This is a genomic window from Streptomyces nigra (assembly GCF_003074055.1).
Lineage (GTDB): Bacteria > Actinomycetota > Actinomycetes > Streptomycetales > Streptomycetaceae > Streptomyces > Streptomyces nigra.
The window spans coordinates 518004-541582 of the sequence record NZ_CP029043.1 but is presented as its reverse complement, the minus strand read 5'-3'; the positions used below and the strand labels follow the sequence as shown (position 1 = coordinate 541582).

Below are 23579 nucleotides of genomic sequence, written 5' to 3'. Positions count from 1 at the left end.
CGGCGTGCTCAGCGCCCGGCCGCGCCGCCCGACGCCGCCGGCACCTCACCGCGATGCCGCAGCCGGACGGCCAGCAACCCGCCGAGGAAGCCCATGACCAGCCCCCACAGCAGGGCCAGGCCCAGCGCGGTCCAGATCTGAGGTCTCAGGAAGAGCTCGCCGGACAGGCCGCCGCCCAGGTCGCCGATGCCGAGGACGGAGAGGCCGTAGCGTGCGGAGATCCGGCCGACCAGGCAGATCATCAGCACCGTGAGCGCCAGCGCGACCGCCATGTGCACCGCGTGCTGCCAGGGCCGCACCCGGGCGGGTGAACGCCGGGCCATCACGACGGCGGCGGCCAGCAGCAGCACCGCGTCGACGACGAGCAGCCACCACACCCGGCCGTCCTGCTCGGCGAGCGTGCGCAGGTTGACCTCCGACACGTCCTGACCGCGCAGCACCTCGTCGAGGACATGCGGCATGGGCAGCCCGAACGGCCCCTCCACCCTGCCGTTCCAGGTCGCGCCGAGCCCGATGGTCAGCGCTAGCCACACCAGGTTCGGCAGCCCGAGCAGCAGCACCGCGAACGTCTCCGCCACATGGCCCCGTGTCGCGGCCACCACCAGACCGATCACAAAGCCCAGGGCGACGTACGCGAGGAGCAGCACCACCATGGCGTACGCGGCCGGGCGCACCGACTCCTGGAAGCGCAGCAGTCCGGCCGGCAGCGGGGCGCCACGCGCGACCAGCAGCGCCAGCGCCAGCACTCCCAGCAGCCAGAGCGTGCCGAAGACGACGGTCAGCCCCACGTCGGTCGTGAAGCCGACCTTCGGTTCGATGCCGAACAGGTCCCCCAGATCGCCGAGTGCGTCCTCGCCGAGGTCGCTCAGCGAGAGAGTGAAGGTCTGGCGTGCCCCGAACGACAGCGCCAGCAGCGCGAGCACCCACAGGACGGCGATCCGGCCCGCCCAGCCCGCCAGTTCCCCGGCGCCCGCGACCGCCCGGTGCCGCAGCGGCCGCAGGAACCCGGCCGCCAGCACCAGGGCGCCGGTGACCGTCACGGACAGCGGGATCACCGTCAGCTCGGCGTCCGACTCGGCCAGACCTCCGGCGCTGCCGGTGAGTTCGACGGTGCCGCCGACCGCCGTCACGACCGTCGCGGCGACGACCCGGGGGAAGGCGCCTTCCGGCAGATCCGCCGCCCCGGCCGCCCACAGTCCCAGGGCGGCGACCACCCCCATCGCGACGGCCGTCGCCAGCACCACGAGGAGGGCCTGCACCCAGCCGTGGGCGGCGACGACCGGACGGGAGGGACTCTGCGTGCTCACCCTGCCCACGCTAAGCAGCACCCCGGTGCCGCGCCCGCCGGGAGAGCCGTCCGCGTCCGCTTGCGAGCCCTGCCGAGCCGGAGCACAGAATGGGAACGAAGGACTGCGAAACAGGCTAAGTACAGCTGAACGTAGGAACTGCGACAAGAGCGGCACTGCGTGCTCCGTCGTCGCGGGACCGCGCGGGCGATGCGCCGCCGGTGCCCCGCGGGAGCCCGCGTCGGGAAGAAGGCCTCGTGAGCGTCGACCCTCCGTCGTCCGGCCGCCCCACAGGACCGCCTTCGGGCCCCCTGTCGGGTCCCTCCGAGCCACCCTCGGGACCTCCCTCCCAGCCCCCGTCCGGAGGCGGCGGCGGTGGCGGCGGTACGCCGGGCGGCCCCGGCCCCCAGCCGTGGTGGCGGTCCGTGCCCCGGATCGCGGTCATCACCGCCGTCGTCGTGGCCGCCGTCGTCGTCGCCGTGGTGCTCTCCCGGGGCGGCGGCGGCTCGAGCGACACCGCCGCCGCCGACGGCGAGGTCTTCCTCCAGGCCGCCGACAAGGAGGGCCCCGACCCCTTCACCGAGTCCACGGCGAAGGACAGCACCACCGAGCGCGCCACCCCGTCCGCGGCCACCGAGTCCGCACCGTCGAACGCCGTGCGCGGAGTCGACGGCGGCGCCGCCGGCCTCTACGGCGGCACCCGTGACGTGGCCAGCTGCGACGTCGAGAAGCAGATCCGCTTCCTCCGGGACGACCCCGACAAGAACAAGGCGTTCGCCTCCGTCGCCCATGTCGAACCGTCCCGTGTGCCCGACTATCTGCGCTCCCTGACGCCCGTGCAGCTGCGTCTGGACACCCGCGTCACCAACCACGGCTACAAGGACGGCGTCGCCACCAGCTACCAGGCCGTCCTCCAGGCCGGCACCGCCGTCCTCGTCGACGACAAGGGCGTGCCCCGGGCGCGGTGCGCCTGCGGCAACCCGCTGACCCCGCCGGTCCCGCAGAAGGGCACGGTCCGCCACACCGGGGACTCCTGGCCCGGCTTCCGCTCCTCCGAGGTCGTCATGGTGATGCCCGCGAAGGAACCCGTCGACGAGTTCGTCATCTACGACGACGAGCACGACGAGTGGATCGCCCGCAAGCCCGGCGACGACGTCGACAAGGACAAGAAGACCGAGCGCCCGGCGAAGCCCTCCCCGTCGGTGAGCGTGTCCCCGCCGACCTCACCGGGCACGGAGACGCCGAAGACCCCCGGCACCTCCACACCGGGGACGTCGACACCGGAGACCGAGACGTCCGAGCCGACGACCACCGAGCCCGAGCCGGGGACCACCACCTCGCAGCCGCCCCCGGACGGCGGTACGACGACCACCACGGGCTCCGCCTCCACGGGCCCGGATACGGCGTCCTCGTCGCTGTGACGTAAAGCGCGTCACGGACAGGGACTGCACGGCGCCGCACTGGGTACGAGGACTGGTGCAGTAGCGTCCGGCGGTGCCGGCTTCCGAGAGAGAAACGCATGATCGACCACGTGGACGGGGCAGTGATTCCGACTGGTTTCGACGTGCCCGTGGAACCGCTGAGGCGGGCGGCGCACTTCAGCGGGGACCCGGGCTGCATCGCCGAGGCCCGGACCTTCGCGGCGCGGTTCCTCGACCGGCTCAGGACCGAGTGGTGCGCCACGATCGGGCAGCCCGCCGAGGAGAAGGTGCTCCTCGTGGTCAGCGAGCTGGTCACCAACGCCGACCGGCACAGCAACGGCCCGTACATCCTGGACCTCGAGGGCACCGACGACTCGGTGTCCGTCTGCGTGTACGACAGCAGCTCCGCGCTGCCCCGCCGCTTCCCCAAGGACCCCGAGCGCATCGGCCGGCACGGCCTGGAGATCGTCCACGCGCTGGCCGCCGAGGTCGTCGTCGAGCGTGTCCCGGTCGGCAAGCGCGTCCGGGCCGTCATGCGCCTCGGCGCCGAGTGACGGCCCCCGCGCCCGCATTTCGTCCAGGGCGGAACGCCGACACCTTCCCCTGACGCCCCCGGCTCCTAGGCTGGGAAGGTGAGCGAACAAGCGCCGAACGAAGCCCGCGTCATCCCCCTGCGCCGAGCGGCCGCCCGTCCGGCCGCCGTACGCCCCGGGACGGCCCGCCCCGCGTCCGAACGCCCCGCGAGCGCCCGGCCGTCCACCGTGCCCGGCACCCCCGCCCCCTCCTCCCGGCCCCCGGCGGCCGCGCCCAGAGAACCGCTGTGGCGCGACCTCGTCGGCGACGTCCTGCGCCGTGAACGCCTCGCCCAGGAGCGCACCCTCAAGGACGTGGCCGACGCCGCCCGGATCTCCATGCCCTACCTCTCCGAGGTCGAGCGCGGCCGCAAGGAGGCCTCCTCCGAGGTCCTCGCGGCCGCCGCCCACGCCCTGGGCCTCGGCCTGGGCGACCTGCTGGCCCGGGTGCACGGTCAGCTGACCCGGGCCACCTCCCGCCCTGTGCCCGGATCCGGCCGCGGCAGGACGACGGGTTCGTCGTACGACGGGCTGTGCCTGGCCGCGTGACCCGGTGTGCCGGCGCCTCAGACCCGCACGAGGCGCCGGCTCACCACCTCGTCGGCCAGCCCGTACGCGACGGCCTCCGGCGCGGTGAACACCTTGTCGCGGTCCATGTCCGCGCGCAGCGTCGCGATGTCGTGGTGGGTGTGGCGCGCCAGCACCTCCTCCACCTGCGAGCGGATCCGGACCATTTCCTGGGCCTGGAGCGCCAGGTCGGACACCACGCCCCGGCTGCCCCCGGTCGCGGGCTGGCCCAGCAGGACCCGGGCGTGCTCCAGCACGAACCGCCGGCCCGGGTCGCCCCCGGCCAGCAGCACGGCCGCCGTCGAGGCGGCCTGCCCCACACAGAACGTGGAGATGGGCGCCTGGACGTACGTCATGGTGTCGTAGATCGCCATGAGCGAGGTGTAGGAGCCGCCCGGGGAGTTGATGTAGAGCGAGATCTCGCTCTCCGGTGCCGACGACTCCAGATGGAGCAGCTGCGCGATGACGACGTTGGCGACGCCGTCGTCGATCTCGGTGCCGAGGAAGATGATCCGCTCCGACAGCAGCCGGCTGAACACGTCCGAGGAGCGCTCGCCGTTCGCGGTGCGTTCCGTGACGTACGGAATCGTGTAGTTGGCCATGGTCACAGTCCCATCCGTCGCCGGGAGGCGGCCGGGCGGACGTCCGCGAGGGACTCCAGGACCCGGTCCACCATGCCGTACTCCTTGGCCTGCTCGGCCGTGAACCAGCGGTCGCGGTCGCCGTCCCGGGAGATCGTCTCCGGGGTCTGGCCCGTGTGCTCCGCGGTGATCCGCTCGATGGTCCGCTTCGTGAACTCCAGGTTCTCGGCCTGGATCTCGATGTCCGCGGTGGTGCCCCCGATGCCCGCCGACGGCTGGTGCATCATGATCCGCGCGTTCGGCAGCGCGTACCGCTTGCCTGCCGTGCCGACGCTCAGCAGGAACTGGCCCATGCTGGCCGCGAAGCCCATGGCGAGCGTCGCGACGTCGTTCGGGATCAGCCGCATCGTGTCGTAGATGGCCAATCCCGCGTGGACCGAGCCGCCCGGGCTGTTGATGTAGAGGCTGATGTCGGTGCGCGGGTCCTCCGCGGACAGCAGGAGCAGCTGGGCGCAGACCCGGTTGGCGGACGCCTCGGTGACCTCGGTGCCCAGCAACACGATCCGCTGGCCGAGCAGTTGGGAGGCGAGCTGGTCGTCGAACCGGGTCGGCGGGGTCTCGCCCTCCTCGGCGCGGGGCGCGAACGTGACGGATGGGGTCATCGGTCCTCCTCGGATGGTGGGTTGCCGTGGTCCCCACTGTCGGCCCCGCCGGGCGCCGGGTGCGGCTTTCTCTGCCTGCGGCAGATCGGCCGAGAGCAGAGCGCGCCCGGGCCCGGGCCGCGCTGTCCGACATTTGTTCGGCCTGTTCGGCTCCGCTTACGATCGGCTGCCACCGCAGCCCCAGGAGCCCCGTATGCCGGCCGAACGCCCCCGCATCCTTTACGTCAGCGATCTCGCGTACCCGGCCCGCGGGCGCCGCTACTGCGACGAGGACATCCACCTCACCTCCCGGCTGCGCGAGGACTTCGACCTGGCGCTGTGCCACCCCCGCGACGCGGCCGCGCTGATGGGCGCCTTCGACGCGGTCGTCGTCCGCAACAGCGGGCCCGTCCTCGGCTACCTGGACGTCCACGACGACTTCCGGCGCCGCGCGCTCGCCGCCGGGACGCGTGTCTACAACCCGCTCACCGGCAAGGGCGACATGGCGGGCAAGCAGTACCTGCTGGAACTGACCGCCGCCGGGTTCCCGGTCGTCCCGACCGTGGACCGGGCCGAGGACCTGCCCGTGCTGCCCGACGCCGAGCGGTATGTGGTCAAGCCCAGGCTGGGCGCCGACTCCATCGGGCTGCGGATCGTCTCCCGCGAGGAGGCGGCGGAGGCCGCCGACGGCACCGTCCTCGTCCAGCCCCATGTCGACTTCGCCTACGAGGTGTCCTTCTACTTCGTCGACGACGCCTTCCAGTACGCCCTGTACGCCCCGCACACCGACCGGCGCTGGCAGCTCGAACCGTACGAACCGACCGCCGCCGACCTGGAGTTCGCCCGGCGCTTCGTCGACTGGAACACCATCCGGCACGGCATCCAGCGCGTCGACGCGTGCCGCGCCCCGGACGGCTCCCTGCTGCTGGTGGAACTGGAGGACCTCAACCCGTATCTGTCGCTGGACGCCGTGGACGACACCCGGAGGGACGCCTTCGTCGCCGCGATGAAGGCGTCCCTGCGCCGCTTCGTCACCGGTTCCGGCTGAGCGGTGGCCTGAACCGGCGGCGCGGCACCGCCGTATCTCTTCCCGGGTATTGGTGAAGCCCGTACGAGACGGGACGGAAGGAGAGCGGTGTGTCCACCCAGCCCGACCCCGCGGAGTCCGGTGACGGACCGGCCCTGGAACCGATCCACGTCCTGCGCCCACGCCGTACCGACGCGCTCGCCGAGCTGTTCCGCGAGTGGGAGGAGGACACCGGCGCCGGATACGAGACGGTGGCCCTGCCCCGGCCGGCACCCGGCGCGGAGGACGCGACCCAGGAGCTCCCGGCCGTCCCGTACGGCGGCGGCCCCTCACCCGCTCCGCCCGCCCCGCACGGCGTGGGCTTCCGTCGTACCGCGCTCGCGGTGACCGTGACGGCCGCGGCGGTCCTCGGCTTCGGCGGGGCCCTGCTGCTGGTGGAGCGCGACGACGACGCCGGCACCGGGGCGGCCCGGGAGCCCTCCGTCTCCGCGACGCCCTCCGCCCCCGCGGCAGGCGCCCCGGGAGGGGACGCGCCCGGCGCCGGCGCGGGCTGCACGGCGTCCTTCCGGACCGTCTCCAGCTGGCAGGGCGGCTACCAGGGGGAGGTGACGGTCACCGGGGCCCCGGCCTCGGCCGTCGAGGCCTGGACGGCGACGGTCGTACCGGCCGACGGCGCCCGGCTGACCCAGGTCTGGGACGGCACCCTGTCAACCGCGGCCGACGGCTCGGCGACCGTGGCCAACGCGGACTGGAACGGCAGCCTCGCCCCGGGCGCGAGCGTCACCTTCGGCTTCCTCGCGGCGACCGCGTCGGACGCCTCGCCGTCGGCGGAGGTCACCTGCGCGGCACGCGGCGAGTCCTGACCGTCAGCGCCCGCGCTCGACCAGGGCCTGCGAGACCGCGCGCACACTGCGCGCGATGTGCTGCAGCTGCATGACCTCGGCCGCGTACATCTTGATTGTGTGCTCGATGACCGACTCGGGCAGCCCGAGCGCCGGGAGATCGGCTCGCGCGGTCTGCAGCGCGGTCCGCGCGACCCGGATCTCGTGCTGCACCTGGATCTGCGCGTGCCGGGCCAGCAGGACGGGGTGACGGATCAGCGCGGGGTAGCTGGCGTAGCGGGCCGGCACGAGGTCGCGCAGCCACTTGGCCGCGGAGCGTTCCCAGTCGTAGGAGCCGGGGGTCTTGACCTGGCACGGCCAGTCCGGGCTGATACGCGTCGTCGTCAGGGGCATGATCATCGCTTCCGGGTGTGCGGCGTCGTCCGGGGTGTCCGACGGGTTTTCGGCGCGGCCCCGGCCTAGGGGATGACCGGGGCCGCCGCCACCGGGCAGCCGCGCACGCGGTGCCCGACCGAACAGCCCGTGCGCCGACGCGGGTAGGAGACGGCGGCCCGGACTGCTCGTTGTGGAGCCCGATACGACAGCCGGCATGCGCACGACGGATGGGAGAACGTGCGCATGAGCGGACCGGCTGCTTTCTGTCGGGCGGGTGATGCGTGTGCAGTATTTATATATGCCGTCTGGTTTGCAAGGCGTATGAAAACATTCATGCGTGATTTGAAGTGAAAGCTGCCCTTGTGCCGTGGTTCGGCAGGTGAGGTGGGAGCGGTCCCGTCAGTCCCGCAGGAAGAACTGATGCTGGTCGGAGATGTGCTCGTACTCCTCCAGGCGCCCCTGGGTGCGCTCCGGGTCGGCGTCGGTCATCGCCTGGAGCAGCGCGGCCGCCATCACTCCGGGGGCCGCGTACGAGTCGAAGACCAGGCGGGAGCCGGTGCCGGTGGCGAAGACGACGTCGGCGGCGTCGGCGATCGGGCCGAGCGCGAGATCGGTGACGAGGGCGATCTTCAGGCCGGCGCTGCGCGCCACCTGCACGGCCGTGAGCGTCTCCTGGGCGTGCCGGGGCATCGAGAACGCCAGCACCCAGGTGCCCCCGGCCTCCCGCGACTGGAGCAGGGCGTCGTAGGCGACGCTGCCACCCCGGGTGACCAGGCGTACGTCGGGGTGGATACGGCGGGCCGCGTAGGCGAAGTACTCCGCGAGGGAGGCCGAGATACGCAGCCCGAGAATGGTCAGCGGTGTGGACCGCGACAGCTTGCGGCCGGCGTCGATGACCTTGTCGGGGTCGACGAAGTCCCGGCGCAGGTTCTCCAGGTTCTCGATCTCGGCGTCCACGGCGGACTGCAGCTCATTGGCGCCGTTCTCCTCCGAGGGGCCGCCCGCGAACGTCCCCAGGGCGATCGACTGCAGCTTCTCCCGCAGCGCCGGATAGCCGCTGAAGCCCACCGCCGCCGCGAACCGCGTCACCGAGGGCTGGCTGACCCCGACCCGCTCCGCGAGATCGGTGATCGACAGGAACGCCGCCTCCGTGAGGTGCTCGATCAGATACTGGGCGATGCGGCGCTGCCCCGGCGACAGCCTGGGCTGGTCGAACAGGGTCCAGAGCTGGGAAGTCGGGGAAGCCTCCGCTTCCGGAGCGGTCTTTCCCGAGGTGATCGCGGACGCCTGCGCGCGCGCCTGCTGGGGCGAGGGCGAAGGCGCGCCTCCTTTGTCTTCCACAGTGCTTCAACATAGCCCACACACCGTGGTGACCAGGGATCGAACGGGCGCCCGCTCACCGCCGGTACAGAGTGATCGAATGCCCGATGGTATCGACGGGGCGACTGCCGGCGATCAGCCGGGCCAGCCGTCCGGTCGCCTTGGCCGCCGCGGAGTCCGACACGACGAGCAGCCCGCGCACCTCGTCCGGAGGCACCTGGCGCGGATCTCGGGCCCGGATGCCGTAGTACGACGGCACCCCGCTGCCCTTGTAGACGAGCCAGACCCGCTCGCCCGGATACCGCTCGCGCAGCCGGTCGGCCAGCCGGCCCAGGTCCTGGCCCCAGTCCACGTTCGAGTCGTGCAGCCGAAGCCGGGTCCGCTCCGGACCGCCGAACGCCTCGTTGGAGTACGGAAGATAGTAGGGGAACGTCCGCAGTGAACTGACCGCGACGAAGGCCGCCAGCGCCACCACCCCGGCCGTGATCCACCGCCGTCGTACGACGAATGAGCACCCCGCCGCCACCGCCAGGAACATCGGCAGGAACAGGGCATACCGCGTACCGAAGTTGCGCGCCCCGAGCATCGCCGCGGCCAGCAGCACGGCGGAAGGTGCCAGCAGATACGGCGCCACCGGCCGCAGCCGCCGTACCGCGAGCACCGCCACCACACCCGCCGCCCACAGCGCCAGCATGCCGAGCGGCGTCTTCACGAGGAGCGCGGCGGGCAGGTAGTACCAGAGCGCCCCCGTGTAGAGCCGGCCGAACAGGAAGCCCTGCCAGGGGTGGTTCTCGAAGGCGAACTGCACACGCATACCGTCCCGGTAGGACTCCGGGAACGGCAGCAGGTCCACCGCCAGTCCGCGCAGCCCGTGCACGACCGGCACCGGCTGCTCCGGGTCCCAGCGCAGCCGGGGATCGACCACCAGGTACGCCAGCCAGACGACGGCGACCGCGACCAGGGCCACGACTCCGGCGCCCGTGACCGCCCGGCCCAGCGCGCGGCGCCGGGACGACGACGGCACCCGCGCGGACCACACCGACAGCGCGGTGAGCGCCAGCAGGACGGGCACGGCCGGGAGCGTGCTCATCTTCGTCGCCAGGGCCGCCCCGAGCGCCACCCCGGCCAGGGGGACGTACCGGCGAGGCCGCCCGCGTGCCCGCCACACCAGCCACGCCGACGTCAGCACGAATCCGGCCGCCGGCACGTCGAGCGTGGCGAGGGAACCGTGGGCGATCAGATCGGGGGAGAAGGCGTACAGCGCGAGAGCCGCCAACCCCGCGCCCGTGCCCGCCAGTTCACGGGCGAAGGCGAACACCACCCAGCCGAAGGCAAGTGTCAGGGCGATCACGGGGAGCCGCGCGAACAGCATGACCCGCCACGGGTCGTTGCCCGACTCGTACAGCAGGTGCCGCCCCAACTCGCCCTGGTCGCCGGTGAATCCGGGGTCCACCCGGGGGTCGGCGAGCGCCACTCCCACCGCGATGACGAGCTTGCCGAGCGGCGGATGCTCGGGGTTGTGGACCACCCGGTGCTCGTGCAGATACTCGGCGGCCGTCCCCACGTACACGGGTTCGTCGATCGTCGGCGTCTGCCGCACCGCCGTCGTCACCATGGCCACGGCCATCTGCCCGAGCAACAGCGCCACCAGCAGGGGCGTCAGCCATCGCCGTGCGGCGGGCCTTGCACGGGGGACGGGGGGCGTCCCCGTGGACGCGACCGGGTTCGGTTCGAGTGCCATCATCCGCTCCGGGGTGCCGCCGGGTCCGTGCCCGCGGGTACGGTCCACGGCTGCCCGGGGTTCACGCCGTCCCGGTGTCACGCGGGGAGCGCGGTCGCGGGGACCGTCAGGTCGGCCCGGTCCCGGGTCGCCGCGACCAGCTCGGCGTTGCGCTGGTCCGAGCGCATCACCCAGGCCACCGCCTCCTCGTGCGTCTTGCCGAACCGCTCATGACGGGCGATCAGCCGCCGCAGCCGCTCCTCCTCGTCCAGTTCGCAGAACCACACCTCGTCCAGCTGCGCCCGCACCCGCGCCCAGGCGCCCGTGTCCAGCAGGAGGTAGTTCCCCTCGGTGACCACCAGCCGGGCCGCCGGCTCCACCGGCACCGTGCCGGCGATCGGCTGCTCCAGCTCCCGTTCGAAGCCGGGTGCGTAGACGATGTCGTCGCCGGGCTCCTCGCGCAGCCGCCGCAGGAGTGCCGCGTACCCGGCCGCGTCGAAGGTGTCCGGGGCGCCCTTGCGGTCGCGGCGGCCGAGCCGTTCCAGTTCGGCGTCGGCGAGATGGAAGCCGTCCATCGGCACATGCGCGACCCATGGGTCGCCCGTGCCGTTCAGCTCCCGCACCAGGGTCTCGGCCAGGGTCGTCTTGCCCGCGCCGGGGCTGCCGGCGATACCCAGGACGGCGCGGCCGCCGCCGTCGGCCAGGGAGCGGGCGCGGTCCAGGAGTTCGGTGAAGGTCGGTGCCACACAGCAGAGTCTGGCATCCGGGTGACGGCGGGCCACCCCGGCGGGGGCCGCTGACCGGGGCGAACACGCGGGCCGTGCGGCACCTGGCCGAACCCGCCCCCCATCTGAGTCCGGTTCGAGTTAGTTTATCAGTGTTTATGATCTTTTCGGCTCCCCGGGCCTCTCGCCGGGCCGCGGAGCCCGGAGGACCCGCGACGCGGGGGTGAGGGGTGATCGATGGCGCACGGCACCAAGCCCATGCTCGTCAGCACGGGACGGCGCGACGAACCGAGCGGGACGGGAGCGCCCCGGCGCCTGCGCGGGGACCTCCTGCTCGCGGCCGTGGCCGGCGCCTTCACCGTCGCGCAACTCCTCCTCGTAGGGCCTGCGATGGGCCTGGGCTGGGACGAGATCGTCTACGTCAGCCAGGTCTCCGCCGACCGGCCCGCCGCCTTCTTCAGCGCTCCCCGCTCGCGCGGGGTCTCCCTGCTGGTGTGGCCCGTCGCCTCCTGGTCGTCGTCCACGATCCTGCTGCGCGTCTATCTCGCCGTCCTGTCCGGCCTCGGCCTCTACGTCGCCCTGCGGGTGTGGCGCGGGCTGTTCCCGGCCCGGGTGCTGGCCGGCGCCGGAGCCTTCCTCGCCACCCTGTGGATCACCCTGTTCTACGGTCCGCAGGCCATGCCCAACCTCTGGGTCGCGTTCGGCGCCCTGATCTGCGTCGGCTGCTTCCTGCGGGCCCGCGCCGACCGCTTCGACACAGCCGCCCTGTGGGGGATCGTCGCAGGCGCCGCGCTGATGGCCTGGATGCGGCCCACGGACGCCGTGTGGGTGACGTTGCCCCTTCTTGTCCTCGTGCTCGTCCGGCGGCTCTGGCGGCTCGGTGGCGCGCTCGCCGGAGGCCTGGCCGCCGGGGGCGTCGAGTGGGTCGTCGAGGCGTTCCTCGCCTTCGGCGGACTGCGCGAACGGCTCAACGAGGCCTCCCGCATCCAGGGCGACCTGGGCTGGAACATCGCCGTCGACGACCAGATGCGCAGCCTCATGGGATACGCCCTGTGCCGGCCCTGCAACGGCGAACTCCCCGACCCCGGCATCTACCTCTGGTGGCTGACACTCCCGCTGCTCGCCGGGTACGGCCTCCTGGTCGCCGTCCGCTCCGGGCGCACCCGGCGCACCCTGCTCCCGCTGGCCTGTGCCACCACGGCCGCCGTCCCCTACCTGTTCCTCATCGGCTACGCGGCCCCCCGTTTCCTGCTTCCCGCCTACGCGCTGCTCGCGATCCCCGTCGCCGACGCCCTGTTCCACCTGGCCGTCGGCAGGGACGGGCGGAGGCGCCCGGTGGCCCTCGCCCTGATCGCGCTGGCGCTCGCCGGCCACCTGAGCGTGCAGTTCTCCGTCCTGACCGCCACCGTGGACCGCACCACCCGCGCCCGGATCGACTGGGCCCGCTCGGCCACCGAACTCCACCGGCTCGGTGTCCGCCCGCCCTGCCTGCTCACCGGGCGCGACTCGATCCCCATCGCGTTCTACACCGGCTGCGCCTCCGGCGCGGTCAGCGGCCACAACGCCGACACCACCGAGGCCGCGATCCTCGACACCGCCCGCCGCGACCCCGTCGCCGCCCTCAGTCCCCGCCACGGCGAGGGCCCCGGCTACGCCCGGACCTGGGACCTGCACCGCCTGCCCCGCCTGGACGTCCGCGTCGCCCCGCTCCCGGGCGCGGGCGGACCTGGATGACGCCGGACCCGGCCCTCACCCCCGCCCCCCGGCGCGCCCACGCCTACGCGCACACCGCCCTCACCCTCGCCGTCCTCGTCGCCGTGGCCTGGCTGGCCCGGCGCCACTGGCCGGTGCTGCACACCGGTGCCGTCCGGCTCACCGCCGCCGACCGGGGCTGGCTGCTGGTCGCCGCCGCGGCCACCCTGGCGACCTGGCCGTGCGCGGCGCTCGCCCAGCAGGGCGCCGTGCTGCGCCGGCTGCCGCCCACGGCCCTGGTGGCCGCGCAGTTCGCCGCGTCCGCCGCCGGTCATGTGCTGCCCGCCGGACTCGGCTCCGGCGCGGTGAACCTGCGCCACCTCGTACGGGCCGGCCTGCCGCTCACCCGCGCCGCCACCGCGCTCGCCGTGAAGGGCACCGCCGGGGTGGTCGTCCGGGCGGCCCTGATCGCCGCACTCGTCCTCGCCCTCCCGGGCGTGCTGCGGCTGCCGCGCGCGGGCGGGGGAGTGCCGGCCGCCCTGTGTGCCGTGGCGCTCTGTGTCCTGCTGCTCAGCGACACCGTACGGTCCCGGGGCCGCGCCGTCCTGACCGCGCTGCGCGGCCACTGCGTCGCCGTGCACGCCCGGCCGGCGCGGGCGGCGGCCCTGTGGGGCGGCTCGCTGGCGTACGTCCTGCTGCACTGCGCCGCGTTGAGCGCCGTGGCCCACGCGGTCGGGCTGACGCTCGGCCCGGCCCGGCTGGCCCTGCTGTACCTCGCGGCGAGCGGGGCGGCCGCGCTGCTGCCGACGCCCGGCGGCCTCGGCTCCCTGGACGCCGTGCTCGCCTACGCCCTCACGACCGCCGGGACACCGGCGGCCACGGCCGCCTCCGCCGTCCTCGGCTACCGGCTGCTGACGGTGTGGCTGCCGCTTCTGCCGGGCCTGCTGGTCCTCGCCCTGCTGGTCCGGCGCCGCACGCTGTGAGCCCCGGGGCAGCTCACCCCGGCACCTCGATCTCGCGCCGCCATCGCGTCAACTGCTTGACCGGGTCGCCGGTGTACGCCCACGGGGTGCGGGTCGCCCGCCCGCCCAGCATCCGCAGCAGCGGCCCGGCGACCTCGCGGACCCCCGCCTGACAGGCCGCGTGCGCCAGGTGGTTGAGGTCCCGCACCTCGGCCGGCGTCACCGCGCCCCCGCCCCGCCCCCCGATCCAGCGCTCCCAGGTCCGTCGTACGTCCCCGACGGCACCCGGACCGGTCCAGTGCGTACCGAGCCCCATGGACGCGTGCTGGCCCCCGCTGGCGTCCAGGGCGTAGCGGTACTCCTCGACCCGCGCGTACTGGACCAGCACCGGCAGCGGGCAGCCCGGCGGCGACACCCCGGCCGCGTCCCGGGCGAAGTCGTACATCAGGCCGTGCGAGCCGTGCCAGCGGGACGAGTAGTAGTGCAGCACCTGCAGGTGGCCCTCCACGCTGTACGGGTCGCGCCGGTGCAACTCGTCCCACCAGCGCCCCAGTTCCTGCCGCCGCACCCCCGACGGGTACAGCCGTGCCACCGAGATGAGCGACACCCACGGCGTCGGATCCTCCGGGTACGCCTCGGTGGCCCGCAGGCAGGCCAGCACCGCCGCGTCGACCCGCCGCTGGTCCACGGCGACGCCCCGGCCCGCGGCCACGGCGAGGCTGAACGCCCGGGTCGTCTCGGTCGCCGCCCGCAGCACGAGCGGGTCGGCGCCGCGCGGCTCGGCGGCCAGCCAGGACTCCGCCGTCGAATTCGCCGCGCACGCCTGCGCGAGCGACCGCACCCGGTGCCCGCGCGACGGCCAGTCGGGGCCGGTGGCCCGCAGCAGCTCCCGCAGGCCCTGCCAGCGCCCGATGACGATGTCCTGGCGGGCACGGGTGAGGGCGGCGTCGCCGCAGTCGGGGTCGAAGTCGGGGATGAGGTCGCGCCGGGAACCGCCTCGCGCCATCTGGGCCTCCGTCAGAAGTCGGTGGGAGAGCCCTCGTGGACGAGGGAGCCTGAGCCGCTTCGGGCGGCCGGGACGTAGTCCGCCTCGACGGTCCGGGTGGCGTCCAGCGCGGACGGCCGGTAGTAGTCGCTGCCCTGCCGCCAGTACCAGAGCATGGGGATCGCGCCGGCGGCCAGGCCCCCGATGCCGATGCCGATCGCGCAGCCGCTCAGCTCGCCCAGCGACTCCACGAGCATCGCGAACATGAACAGGGACCCGAACAGCGGCCACACCCCGCCCAGCAGGAAGTCCGGCACCGACCTCAGCAGCAGCCTGCGGTAGGCGACGACCGCCGCGAGCCCCGTCAGCCCGTAGTAGAAGGCGATCTGCAGCCCCATCGCGGCGATCGCCTCGGAGAGGATGTCGCCGACCGTGCCGAGGAGGTTGGACGCGAGGAACATCGCCGGCGCCACCACCCCGACGACCGCGATCGCCACCCACGGAGTGTTCCAGCGCGGGTGCACCCGGCCGAGCGCCGACGGCATCGTCCGGTCCCGGCCCATCGCGAACAGGGAGCGCGTCACCTGGATCAGCGTGGTCTGCAGGGTGGCGACGGTGGACAGCATCACCGCCGCGACGAGCACCTTGCCGCCCCAGCCCGGCCACACCTCCTCGCCGAGCGCGGCCAGCACGTTCGCGTCGTTCTCCCGGATCTGCCGGGACGACAGGATGACGTTGACCGCGATGGTGAAGACCTCGAACAGCAGGAAGACGACGCCGACCCCGATCAGACCCGCGAGACCCGTCGTACGGCGGCTGTCCCGGGTCTCCTCGCTGAGGTTGCTCGCGACGTCCCAGCCCCAGTAGTAGAACGCGGCGATCAGCACCCCGGAGGCGAACCCGGCGACCCCGTCGAAGTGCCCGAAGCCCAGCCACGACCAGTCGAAGGCGCGGGCCCCGTCGGCGTGGAACAGGGCGAGCACCGCGAACAGCGCCAGGATGGACAGCTCGGCCCCGGTGAGCACCAGTTGGGCCCGTACGGTGAGCCGGGCCCCGCCCAGCACCACCAGCAGCATGACCAGGAACCAGCCCGCGCCGACCAGGGTGGACAGCGCGGTGTCGTGGGCGAGCCCCTCGTCGAAGAGGGCCAGCGTCATCGCCCCGGCGGGCAGTGAGCCGGCCACCATGAAGATGGTCGCCGAGACGACCAGCGCCCAGCCGCAGAGAAAGCCCAGGAACGGGTGCAGGGTACGGGCGACCCAGCAGTAGCCGGCCCCGGCGTGCACGGCGATCCGGCTGAGCCGGCTGAAGGCGACGGCGATGCCGAGCATGGGTATCGCGCAGTACAGCAGCGCGGCGGGACTGGCCAGACCGACCGCGCCGACCAGGACCGCGGTGGTCGCGGCGATCGAGTAGGCCGGGGCGCTGCCCGCGACCGCCATCACCACGGTGTCGAAGGTGCCGAGGGCGTTGGCCTGGAGCCCTCGGCCCCTGGGGTTGCTCATGGCTGGGCCGCTTTCCGTCGTGCACGGCGCACGGGGCCCCGGCCCCGGCGCCGTAAGAAGTGGGGGGTGTGGGACAACGCCACGAACCTCCAAGGGATGACCTCGGGTCGGGGCGGCCGACATGGGGGTGGCGACACTGTACGCCGTTGCGTCGCCGGGCCGTCACGCGGTGTGCGCAGTGATGATAGCGACCCGGCCGGGGCCCCACCGGGGCCTCGGGGATCTTCATGGGTTGGAGACGGTGCTTCGGGAAACGCGGTTCAGGACACGCGCGGGCACGACAGCCGCCGCGCCTGAGTGAGGGAGGCAGGCATGGGCACCGAGCCGATGGCCGACGACGCGTACCAGCCCACGGGCAGCAACGAGGAGCAGGAGGACGCGGCGCCGCTCGACATGCAGGACGCCCTGGACGAGCGGACGTACGACGACACGCTCGACGAGGGCTACTCGCCCCCGGAGAAGCCGCTCGGCGTGGACAGGTACGGCACCACCGCGGCCGAACAGCACGAGGGCGAGAGCCTCGACCAGCGGCTCGCGGAGGAGGTCCCGGACGTCGACGCTCCCGTCGGCGACGACGTGGGCGACCTGCCCGGCGGCGAGGGCGAACCCGTCGACCCGGAGGCGGGTGACGAGCGCGCCGGCCGGCTGGTGGCCCCGGACGAGGGGGCGCACGAGGACGCCGTCAAGGAGGAGATCGCCGACGACGTGGGCATCGACGCCGGGGCGGCCGGCGCCGAGGAGGCCGCGATGCACGTCGTCGACGACGAGGACCTGTGACGCAGTCCGTTCCGGCCCCTCAGTCGACGATGTGGTCGATCTGCCGCAGCCGGTTCGTCGCGTCGAGGGCGGCCACCTTGTAGGACTCCGCGAGCGTCGGGTAGTTGAACACCGCGTCCACCAGATAGTCGACGGTCCCGCCGCACCCCATCACCGACTGGCCGATGTGGATGAGCTCGGTCGCGCCCGTGCCGAAGCAGTGCACCCCCAGCAGGGTGCGGTCCTCGGGGGAGACCAGCAGCTTCAGCATGCCGTGCGAGTCGCCGATGATCTGCCCGCGGGCCAGCTCGCGGTAGCGGGAGATGCCGACCTCGAACGGCACCCGGTCCTCCGTGAGCTGGTCCTCGGTCCGGCCGATGAAGCTGATCTCCGGGATGGTGTAGATCCCGATCGGCTGGAGGTGGTGCATCCGGCCGACGGGCTCCCCGCAGGCGTGGTACGCCGCCGCCCGTCCCTGTTCCATCGAGGTGGCCGCCAGGGCCGGGAATCCGATGACGTCGCCGACGGCGTAGATGTGCGGGACCTCGGTGCGGTAGTGCTCGTCGACCGTGATCCGGCCGCGGGGGTCCGCGCTCAGCCCCGCCTTGGCCAGGTCCAGTTCGTCCGTGAGGCCCTGCCGGCCCGCCGAGTACATCACGGCGTCGGCCGGGATCTTCTTGCCGCTCTCCAGGACGGTGAGCGTGCCGCGGGCGTGCCGCTCCACCGCGGCGACCGTCTCGCCGAACCGGAACGTCACCGCGAGGTCCCGCAGGTGGTACTTGAGGGACTCGATCACCTCGACGTCGCACATGTCGAGCATCCCCGGGCGCTTCTCGACCACGGTGACCTTGCTGCCGAGCGCCGCGAACATCGACGCGTACTCCATGCCGATCACACCGGCCCCGACGATCACCATGGAGCGCGGAACCCGCTCCAGCGACAGGACGTTGTCCGAGTCCATGATCGTCTTGCCGTCGAACTCCACACTGGCGGGCCGCGCGGGCCGGGTGCCGGTGGCGATGACGATGTGCTCGGCGGTGAGCAGCCGCTCCTGACCGGTGACCTCGCGCAGGGCGACCGTGTGCGGGTCGACGAAGCGGCCGACGCCGGCGTACAGGGCGACCTGGTTGCGGGAGAGCTGGCTGCGGATGACGTCGACCTCGCGACCCACCACATGCCGGGTGCGCGAGGTCAGATCGGCGACCGTGATGTCGTCCTTCAGCCGGTAGCTCTGGCCGTACAGATCGCGCTGGCTGAGGCCGGTCAGATACAGCACGGCCTCGCGCATGGTCTTGGACGGGATGGTGCCGGTGTGGATGGAGACGCCCCCGACCATGTCGGGGCGGTCCACGACGGCGACGCGTCGGCCGAGCTTTGCGGCGGCGATGGCGGCCTTCTGGCCGCCCGGTCCGGAACCTATGACGAGCATGTCGTAGTCGGGCACCTCAGGAGTCTGGCAGCCGGTGGGCCCGTTCCGGAAGGGTGAGCGGGCAACCGTCCGCGCGGGCCACGGCGATCGCGCGGATAATGGCGGTCATGGGTCATCGACTCGCCGACGCGAGCGCACCGGCCCGGCTGGCCGCCCCCGACGAGGGCATCGGCCCGGACGAGCTGGCGCTCGCCGCGCGCAACCACGGTCTGCCGCTGGAGACCCTGCGCCACGACGTCACCCCGCCCGGCCTGCACTATGTGCTCACGCACTACGACATCCCGTACGTCCCCGACGGCACGCCGTGGCGGCTCACCGTCGGCGGCCGGGTCCGCCGCCCGCTGAGCCTGTCCCCGGCCGACCTCGCGTCGTTCCCGCAGGTCACCACCCGGGTCACGCTGGAGTGCGCCGGCAACGGGCGAGCCCTGCTCACGCCCCGTCCGGTGAGCCAGCCCTGGCTCGAAGCAGCCGTCGGCACCGCCGAGTGGACCGGCGTCCCGCTGCGGCTGCTGCTCGCCGAGGCGTCGGTACGCAACGAGGCCGTCGACGTCGTGTTCACCGGCGCCGACCACGGGGTGGAACGCGGCGTCGAGCAGGACTACCAGCGGGCGCTCCCCCTGGAGGTGGCCACGGGCGACGACCCCGACGTACTGGTGGCGTACGCGATGAACGGCTCCCCGCTGCCCCCGCAGCACGGACACCCGCTGCGCCTGATCGTGCCCGGCTGGTACGGCATGGCCCACGTCAAGTGGCTGCGGGACGTCACCGTCGCCGACGAGCCGTTCACCGGATTCCAGCAGACCGTCGCCTACCGGCTGCGGCAGCGGCCCGAGGAGGTGGGGGAGCCGGTGACCCGGATCGCCCCGCGCGCCCTGCTGGTCCCGCCCGGCTTCCCCGACTTCATGTCCCGCGCCCGGATGCTGCGCCCCGGCCCGGTGACCCTGGAGGGGCGGGCCTGGTCCGGATACGCGCCCGTCACCCGTGTCGAGGTCAGCACGGACGCCGGCGTCACCTGGCGGGAGGCGGAACTGGACCCGGAGGACGGGCACAGCTGGGCCTGGCGCCGCTGGCGGCACCCGTGGACCGCCACTCCCGGCACCTACGAGCTCGCCGTCCGGGCGACCGACGCCGACGGCCGCTCCCAGCCCCTGGAACAGCCCTGGAACCGGGGCGGGTTCGCCAACAACGCGGTCCATCGGGTGCCGGTCGTCTGCCTGGACGAATAGTCGGGGGGCGCAGCCCGGGGGCCGCCTCGGGCGTCGGCTCCTGCCCGAGGCGGCCGTGCGGCTCTTGCGCGCGGGGGACTTCTACGGCAGCAGCTTCTCCAGGGCGGAGGGCCCTTCCGCCTCGATCTTGCGCTTGGCCCATTCCAGGTTGCGCGCGTTGATGTCCTTGCCCGAGGCAAGCACGATGTCCTCGGGCGACACCTCGGTGCCGGTGCGGGCGTGGAGCAGGTCGTCCGGGGTGCAACGCTCCTCGGACGGCCCGGACGCTTCGGGCTGGGACGTCGGCATCATCTCTGCTCCCTCGGATCCGGGGATCTTCGGTTCGGGCCCGGTGCGGTCATCGGGTCTGCTACCCACCATTCATCGCCGGAGCGGCTCCTGCATCCGGAGGACCCCGGGGACCCGCCGCGGCACCGCTGCCCCGAGCCCTCGGGGTACCTCCGGGGGCGGGACGGAAACCCCGGCCCGTCCCCCCGCCACCTGCTGCCCGGACCCGTCAGGCGAACGGCGTGAGCGTCAGCGTCAGCCCGGTCGGCGCCGTGTCCTGGATGTACGAGGCGAAGTCGGCCACGTCGTCGAAGGCGAAGCCGTACGCCTTGCCGTCCTCGGTGGCCGCGTGCACGGCCTTGGCGTAGTGGTTGGTGAGATCGGTGCCGTAGAACCCGGCGGGGTCGGTCGTCGGCTGCGCCGGCTTGCTCAGCAGCGTCGAACGGTTGAAACCGGCGCCGAGGATCGCCGCCACCGGCCCGGTGGTGCCGTCGTTCGGGGCGGCCAGCTTGCCGTCGCAGAACAGCACGTCCCGCGTTGACGGCTTGGCGAAGGACACCTGCGCCGGCCCGTCGAAGGTGAAGCGGTCGCCGCGCACCCGGCCGGTGAACGTGCCCGCGTTGGTGGTCACCTCGAGGTCCCGGCCGGTGTAGGTGCTCCACACCTCGTCGATGTACGGGGCGAAGTAGTCCTCGGCGAACAGCCCGGCGTCCAGGCCGTGGCCCGGGGCGATGACCCGGGTGTCGTCCACGACGAGCCGGGAGAACTCCTCCACCTCGCGGACCGCGTCGAAGACGGAGGCGCGCCCGCCCTCCTTCAGCTTGCCCGTCGTCTGGTCCTTCGCACCGGTGAGCCGGATGCTCAGCGGCACGCTGAACATGTCGACCATGGTGGTGTTGCAGAACATCCCGGACGAGTTGAACGTGAACTCGGCACAGTCGTGCAGCACCGGGAAGTTGGGGTCCGAGGAGACCCAGCCGGCCGGGAACTGGAGCGCCGCGTTGCCGTTGCCGTCGGCGACGGCCTTGAACTTGAGCTTCTCGCCGAGCGCCACATAGATCCGGCCGGACATGTGGGGGAGGGACAGCCGGGTCCCGCCGCTCCCGGAGAGGCTGATCGCGTAGTCGGTGAACCCGTCGGCGCCGTTGTCCGACAGGGCGATGGGCGCGAGGGTGCCGTCCGGGGTGAGGCGGACCTGGCGGCCGTCCTGGTTGCCGACGACGTAGATGTGCACGTTGGCGTTGTCGAACTCGCCGTTGTCGTTGACGATCGTCAGCGGCAGCGTGTCCGCCGCGGCCTTCGCCTTCTTCGCCGCACCGTCCTCGGACGTGCCCGCGAGGGCGTACGGCGCCACGGTCGCGATGGCGGGGACGGCGACCGCCGCGCCGCCGAGGGCGAACAGGAGCCGGCGGCGGCCGAGGGGGCGCTGGTGTCGGGATGTCATGTGGGGGGTCTCCCGGGGTGGTCGAGCGGGTGCCTTGGACACGGCGGCCCCGGCGAGCGTTCTGAGAGCGCTCTCGGAACAGGGGAGTCGCGCCGCCGATGGGCCCCGATGGTACGCACGCCTCTCTCAGGGGCCAACAGGTCCGCACAGCGCCGAAATTGGGCTGACCTGCGGAAACAGTGATCGTCATGAAACGTGCACGATCGTTTAATCCTTGCCTAAGGCAGCCTTAAGGCGTGCCGACCGCTTGAGAGCGCTTCCGGAAGAGGGGTCGGGGGACAGGGTGATCCGCGAAAAGACATGGACGGCGTGGACGGCCGCCACGTACCGTCCGGGGGCTTTCACCGTCCGCAACCCGGAGGACTTCATGACCGATCCGGTCATCCGCACGCTCACCGCCGACGACACCGCGCTCTTCGACGCCCACCCCGACCCGCTCTCCGCCGCAGAGGGGCATCGGGAGACGGTGTTCCGTGCCGAGTGGAAGAGGGTGGCCCTGCGCGACGGAGCCGTCGTCGCCCGCGGCGCCTGGTGGGGCGGCCCGGACGACGCGCAGCCGGTGAACATCAACTGGTTCGACGTCGCCGAGGGCGAGGAGGAGGCCGGCGCCGCGCTGCTGCGCTCGGCGCCCTGGCAGGTCGAGTTGGAGATCAACCTGCCCGGCGACTGGCGCGAGGACCCTGACCTCAAGGCCGCCGCCGAGGCCCGCTTCGCCGCCGCTCGCGCCGCCGGCTACACCCTTCTCGTGGAGCGCTTCCAGTACCGCTGGACGCCCGACCTCGGACTGCCCGAGCGCCCCGGACGTCTGCGGTTCGCACCCGAACCGGACGACGCCGTCTTCTTCGACGCCCTGCGCCGTATCCACTCCGCCACCTACGACGCGCACGCGCTGCGGGCCGTCGAGGAGGGCGGCCTCGACAAGGCCGCTCAGGAGGAGCTGGACTTCTTCCACTGGTGCCCCTCGCCGCGCGAGTGGTGGCAGGTCGCCCACACCCCCGACGGCGAACTCGCCGGCATCCACATACCGGCGCACAACCCGTCCGGGCCGACCATCGGGTTCATCGGCGTCGTCCCCGAACAGCGCGGCCACGGCTACGCCTACGACCTGCTCGCCGAGTGCACCCATCATCTCGTCGAGCACGGCGCCGCGCGCGTGACCGCCTCGACCGACCGGGGCAACGCCCCCATGGCCGCGCACTTCGCCAAGGCGGGCTTCCCCGTCGTCAAGGAGCGCATCAACTTCGAGCCGCCCGCCGCGAACTGACGGGTCGTCGCTCAGGACGGGGCGCCCGGCCCGCCGTTCACCGCGTGCCGCAGGCGGGCGGCGTCCCGGCTGGGCGGTGTCCCGAACTGACGGCGGTACTCCCGGCTGAACTGCGAGGGGTTGTCGTAGCCGACGGTGCGGCCGACCCCGGTGACATCGCCGGGCCGGGTGGCGAGCAGCAGCCGGGCCTCCTGCAGACGGATCCGCTTCTGGAACTGGATGGGGCTCATCGCCGTCACCGCCTGGAAGTTGCGGTAGAAGGCCGACGTGCTCATCCCGGACATCCGGGCCACGTCCTCGACCTGGAACGGCTCCGCGTAGTGCTCGCGGATCCAGCGCACCGCCCGTGAGACATGGCTCAGCCCGCTGTCGGCGAGGCCGAGTTGACGGACCGTCGCGCCCTGCTCGCCGGTGATCACCCGCCACAGGATCTCCCGCTTGATCAGCGGGGCGAGGACGGGGCGGTCACGCGGCTCGTCCAACAGCCGCAGCAGCCGTACGACCGCGTCCAGCAGCGCGTCGGAGGCGGTGCTGACGGCGATCCCCGACGGTGTGCCCCCGCCGGTCCGGGCGCCCGTCCCCGGGCCGGCCTGGAGCAGCAGCTCCGCGACCGCCGAGGGCTCCAGCACCATGCCGAAGCCCAGCGCCGGATGGTCGGGGTCGACCCGGACGAACTGGCCGGTGACCGGCAGGTCCACGGAGGCGACCAGGTACTCGCCGGGGCCGTACTCGAAGAGGCGGTCCCCCAGGGCGAGCCGTTTGGCCCCCTGGGCGATGACCGCGAGAACGGTCCCCGTCATCTCGGGGACCGGGGGCTCGGACCGGTCCACGCGCGCGATGTGGACGCCCTCGATCGCGGTGGTCCAGTCGGGCCGCACATGCCGGGCCAGCAGCGTTCTCAGCTCTTCCAGAAGGTCCATACGCCCATTGCAGCACCGGGCCGGGCCCCAGTTCCCGTACGCGGGAGGATCG

The 23579-nt window shown here is 73.1% G+C and carries 23 protein-coding genes; 10 read left to right on the top strand and 13 right to left on the bottom strand.

The window, feature by feature from the left end; genetic code table 11:
- Positions 1-8: 8 nt before the first annotated feature.
- Positions 9-1307: a streptophobe family protein gene (locus tag DC008_RS02535; protein WP_108705496.1), complete on the bottom strand. Its 1299-nt coding sequence runs from the start codon at positions 1305-1307 to the stop codon at positions 9-11.
- Between the two features lie 236 nt (positions 1308-1543).
- Between DC008_RS02535 and DC008_RS02530 the strand changes: the two genes are divergently transcribed.
- The 3 genes from DC008_RS02530 to DC008_RS35855 all read left to right on the top strand — a co-directional run bounded on the left by DC008_RS02530 (position 1544) and on the right by DC008_RS35855 (position 3828).
- The gene (locus DC008_RS02530) at positions 1544-2707 is read left to right on the top strand and encodes a DUF6777 domain-containing protein (RefSeq protein ID WP_208645802.1); all 1164 of its coding nucleotides are present in this window, start codon (positions 1544-1546) and stop codon (positions 2705-2707) included.
- 98 nt (positions 2708-2805) lie between these two features.
- Positions 2806-3261, top strand: a complete 456-nt coding sequence (locus DC008_RS02525) for an ATP-binding protein (protein WP_055619741.1) — start codon at positions 2806-2808, stop codon at positions 3259-3261.
- A 78-nt stretch (positions 3262-3339) separates the two neighbouring features.
- Entirely contained in the window at positions 3340-3828 is a 489-nt protein-coding gene (locus tag DC008_RS35855) for a helix-turn-helix domain-containing protein (protein ID WP_108705494.1), read from the top strand.
- Between the two features lie 17 nt (positions 3829-3845).
- Here the strand turns inward: DC008_RS35855 and DC008_RS02515 are convergent, their stop codons facing one another.
- Positions 3846-4448, bottom strand: a complete 603-nt coding sequence (locus DC008_RS02515) for a ClpP family protease (protein ID WP_055619743.1) — start codon at positions 4446-4448, stop codon at positions 3846-3848.
- Positions 4449-4450: 2 nt separating this feature from the next.
- Complete coding sequence (locus DC008_RS02510) at positions 4451-5089, bottom strand: ATP-dependent Clp protease proteolytic subunit (RefSeq protein WP_108705493.1); 639 nt, start codon at positions 5087-5089, stop codon at positions 4451-4453.
- A 193-nt stretch (positions 5090-5282) separates the two neighbouring features.
- Here DC008_RS02510 and DC008_RS02505 point away from each other — a divergent pair, with 193 nt between their 5' ends.
- Together DC008_RS02505 and DC008_RS36320 are read left to right on the top strand one after the other, a co-directional pair.
- The gene (locus DC008_RS02505) at positions 5283-6116 is read left to right on the top strand and encodes an ATP-grasp domain-containing protein (RefSeq protein WP_108705492.1); all 834 of its coding nucleotides are present in this window, start codon (positions 5283-5285) and stop codon (positions 6114-6116) included.
- Between the two features lie 89 nt (positions 6117-6205).
- The gene (locus DC008_RS36320; protein ID WP_108705491.1) at positions 6206-6958 is read left to right on the top strand and encodes a cellulose binding domain-containing protein; all 753 of its coding nucleotides are present in this window, start codon (positions 6206-6208) and stop codon (positions 6956-6958) included.
- A 3-nt stretch (positions 6959-6961) separates the two neighbouring features.
- On the opposite strand, the gene DC008_RS02495 is transcribed toward DC008_RS36320, so the two are convergent.
- The 4 genes from DC008_RS02495 to DC008_RS02480 all read right to left on the bottom strand — a co-directional run bounded on the left by DC008_RS02495 (position 6962) and on the right by DC008_RS02480 (position 11098).
- Entirely contained in the window at positions 6962-7336 is a 375-nt protein-coding gene (locus DC008_RS02495; protein WP_164492250.1) for a hypothetical protein, read from the bottom strand.
- Between the two features lie 375 nt (positions 7337-7711).
- The gene (locus tag DC008_RS02490; RefSeq protein ID WP_108705490.1) at positions 7712-8653 is read right to left on the bottom strand and encodes a MurR/RpiR family transcriptional regulator; all 942 of its coding nucleotides are present in this window, start codon (positions 8651-8653) and stop codon (positions 7712-7714) included.
- Positions 8654-8708: 55 nt separating this feature from the next.
- Positions 8709-10376, bottom strand: a complete 1668-nt coding sequence (locus DC008_RS02485) for a phospholipid carrier-dependent glycosyltransferase (RefSeq protein WP_108710534.1) — start codon at positions 10374-10376, stop codon at positions 8709-8711.
- 74 nt (positions 10377-10450) lie between these two features.
- A complete protein-coding gene (locus DC008_RS02480; protein ID WP_108705489.1) occupies positions 10451-11098 on the bottom strand; it encodes a nucleoside/nucleotide kinase family protein in 648 nt (215 codons plus the stop codon).
- Positions 11099-11314: 216 nt separating this feature from the next.
- Here DC008_RS02480 and DC008_RS02475 point away from each other — a divergent pair, with 216 nt between their 5' ends.
- Together DC008_RS02475 and DC008_RS02470 are read left to right on the top strand one after the other, a co-directional pair.
- Positions 11315-12811, top strand: a complete 1497-nt coding sequence (locus tag DC008_RS02475) for a hypothetical protein (RefSeq protein WP_108705488.1) — start codon at positions 11315-11317, stop codon at positions 12809-12811.
- A complete protein-coding gene (locus tag DC008_RS02470; protein WP_108705487.1) occupies positions 12808-13752 on the top strand; it encodes a lysylphosphatidylglycerol synthase domain-containing protein in 945 nt (314 codons plus the stop codon). Before DC008_RS02475 ends, DC008_RS02470 begins: the two co-directional genes overlap by 4 nt.
- Before the next feature lie 13 nt (positions 13753-13765).
- On the opposite strand, the gene DC008_RS02465 is transcribed toward DC008_RS02470, so the two are convergent.
- Both DC008_RS02465 and DC008_RS02460 read right to left on the bottom strand, forming a co-directional pair.
- A complete protein-coding gene (locus DC008_RS02465; protein WP_108705486.1) occupies positions 13766-14737 on the bottom strand; it encodes a hypothetical protein in 972 nt (323 codons plus the stop codon).
- An 11-nt stretch (positions 14738-14748) separates the two neighbouring features.
- The gene (locus tag DC008_RS02460) at positions 14749-16221 is read right to left on the bottom strand and encodes an APC family permease (RefSeq protein WP_108705485.1); all 1473 of its coding nucleotides are present in this window, start codon (positions 16219-16221) and stop codon (positions 14749-14751) included.
- Positions 16222-16533: 312 nt separating this feature from the next.
- Here DC008_RS02460 and DC008_RS02455 point away from each other — a divergent pair, with 312 nt between their 5' ends.
- Positions 16534-16998, top strand: a complete 465-nt coding sequence (locus DC008_RS02455) for a DUF5709 domain-containing protein (RefSeq protein ID WP_108705484.1) — start codon at positions 16534-16536, stop codon at positions 16996-16998.
- 19 nt (positions 16999-17017) lie between these two features.
- Here DC008_RS02455 and sthA read toward each other — a convergent pair whose 3' ends face one another.
- Positions 17018-18421: a Si-specific NAD(P)(+) transhydrogenase gene (gene sthA / locus DC008_RS02450; protein ID WP_108705483.1), complete on the bottom strand. Its 1404-nt coding sequence runs from the start codon at positions 18419-18421 to the stop codon at positions 17018-17020.
- A gap of 92 nt (positions 18422-18513) precedes the next feature.
- Between sthA and DC008_RS02445 the strand changes: the two genes are divergently transcribed.
- Positions 18514-19632 carry a sulfite oxidase gene (locus DC008_RS02445; RefSeq protein ID WP_108710533.1) on the top strand — a complete coding sequence of 373 codons (1119 nt, stop codon included), beginning with the start codon at positions 18514-18516 and terminating at the stop codon, positions 19630-19632.
- An 81-nt stretch (positions 19633-19713) separates the two neighbouring features.
- On the opposite strand, the gene DC008_RS02440 is transcribed toward DC008_RS02445, so the two are convergent.
- On the bottom strand, positions 19714-19920 hold the full coding sequence (locus DC008_RS02440) for a hypothetical protein (RefSeq protein WP_055620155.1): 207 nt from the start codon (positions 19918-19920) through the stop codon (positions 19714-19716).
- Between the two features lie 208 nt (positions 19921-20128).
- The gene (locus DC008_RS02435; protein WP_108705482.1) at positions 20129-21343 is read right to left on the bottom strand and encodes a glycoside hydrolase family 64 protein; all 1215 of its coding nucleotides are present in this window, start codon (positions 21341-21343) and stop codon (positions 20129-20131) included.
- Positions 21344-21710: 367 nt separating this feature from the next.
- Here DC008_RS02435 and DC008_RS02430 point away from each other — a divergent pair, with 367 nt between their 5' ends.
- Positions 21711-22607, top strand: coding sequence for a GNAT family N-acetyltransferase (locus DC008_RS02430; RefSeq protein ID WP_108710532.1), 897 nt, complete (start codon positions 21711-21713; stop codon positions 22605-22607).
- 11 nt (positions 22608-22618) lie between these two features.
- Here the strand turns inward: DC008_RS02430 and DC008_RS02425 are convergent, their stop codons facing one another.
- On the bottom strand, positions 22619-23527 hold the full coding sequence (locus DC008_RS02425; RefSeq protein ID WP_108705481.1) for an AraC family transcriptional regulator: 909 nt from the start codon (positions 23525-23527) through the stop codon (positions 22619-22621).
- Positions 23528-23579: the final 52 nt, after the last annotated feature.

What these genes read in the sequence shown, in the direction of transcription:
- DC008_RS02525 (WP_055619741.1), top strand. Translation starts at nt 2,806, where the DNA reads ATGATCGACCACGTGGACGGGGCAGTGATTCCGACTGGTTTCGACGTG.
- DC008_RS02515 (WP_055619743.1), bottom strand. Translation starts at nt 4,448, where the DNA reads ATGGCCAACTACACGATTCCGTACGTCACGGAACGCACCGCGAACGGC.
- DC008_RS02510 (WP_108705493.1), bottom strand. Translation starts at nt 5,089, where the DNA reads ATGACCCCATCCGTCACGTTCGCGCCCCGCGCCGAGGAGGGCGAGACC.
- DC008_RS02505 (WP_108705492.1), top strand. Translation starts at nt 5,283, where the DNA reads ATGCCGGCCGAACGCCCCCGCATCCTTTACGTCAGCGATCTCGCGTAC.
- DC008_RS02495 (WP_164492250.1), bottom strand. Translation starts at nt 7,336, where the DNA reads ATGATCATGCCCCTGACGACGACGCGTATCAGCCCGGACTGGCCGTGC.
- DC008_RS02485 (WP_108710534.1), bottom strand. Translation starts at nt 10,376, where the DNA reads ATGATGGCACTCGAACCGAACCCGGTCGCGTCCACGGGGACGCCCCCC.
- DC008_RS02475 (WP_108705488.1), top strand. Translation starts at nt 11,315, where the DNA reads ATGGCGCACGGCACCAAGCCCATGCTCGTCAGCACGGGACGGCGCGAC.
- DC008_RS02470 (WP_108705487.1), top strand. Translation starts at nt 12,808, where the DNA reads ATGACGCCGGACCCGGCCCTCACCCCCGCCCCCCGGCGCGCCCACGCC.
- DC008_RS02465 (WP_108705486.1), bottom strand. Translation starts at nt 14,737, where the DNA reads ATGGCGCGAGGCGGTTCCCGGCGCGACCTCATCCCCGACTTCGACCCC.
- DC008_RS02460 (WP_108705485.1), bottom strand. Translation starts at nt 16,221, where the DNA reads ATGAGCAACCCCAGGGGCCGAGGGCTCCAGGCCAACGCCCTCGGCACC.
- DC008_RS02455 (WP_108705484.1), top strand. Translation starts at nt 16,534, where the DNA reads ATGGGCACCGAGCCGATGGCCGACGACGCGTACCAGCCCACGGGCAGC.
- DC008_RS02445 (WP_108710533.1), top strand. Translation starts at nt 18,514, where the DNA reads ATGGGTCATCGACTCGCCGACGCGAGCGCACCGGCCCGGCTGGCCGCC.
- DC008_RS02440 (WP_055620155.1), bottom strand. Translation starts at nt 19,920, where the DNA reads ATGCCGACGTCCCAGCCCGAAGCGTCCGGGCCGTCCGAGGAGCGTTGC.
- DC008_RS02435 (WP_108705482.1), bottom strand. Translation starts at nt 21,343, where the DNA reads ATGACATCCCGACACCAGCGCCCCCTCGGCCGCCGCCGGCTCCTGTTC.
- DC008_RS02430 (WP_108710532.1), top strand. Translation starts at nt 21,711, where the DNA reads ATGACCGATCCGGTCATCCGCACGCTCACCGCCGACGACACCGCGCTC.
- DC008_RS02425 (WP_108705481.1), bottom strand. Translation starts at nt 23,527, where the DNA reads ATGGACCTTCTGGAAGAGCTGAGAACGCTGCTGGCCCGGCATGTGCGG.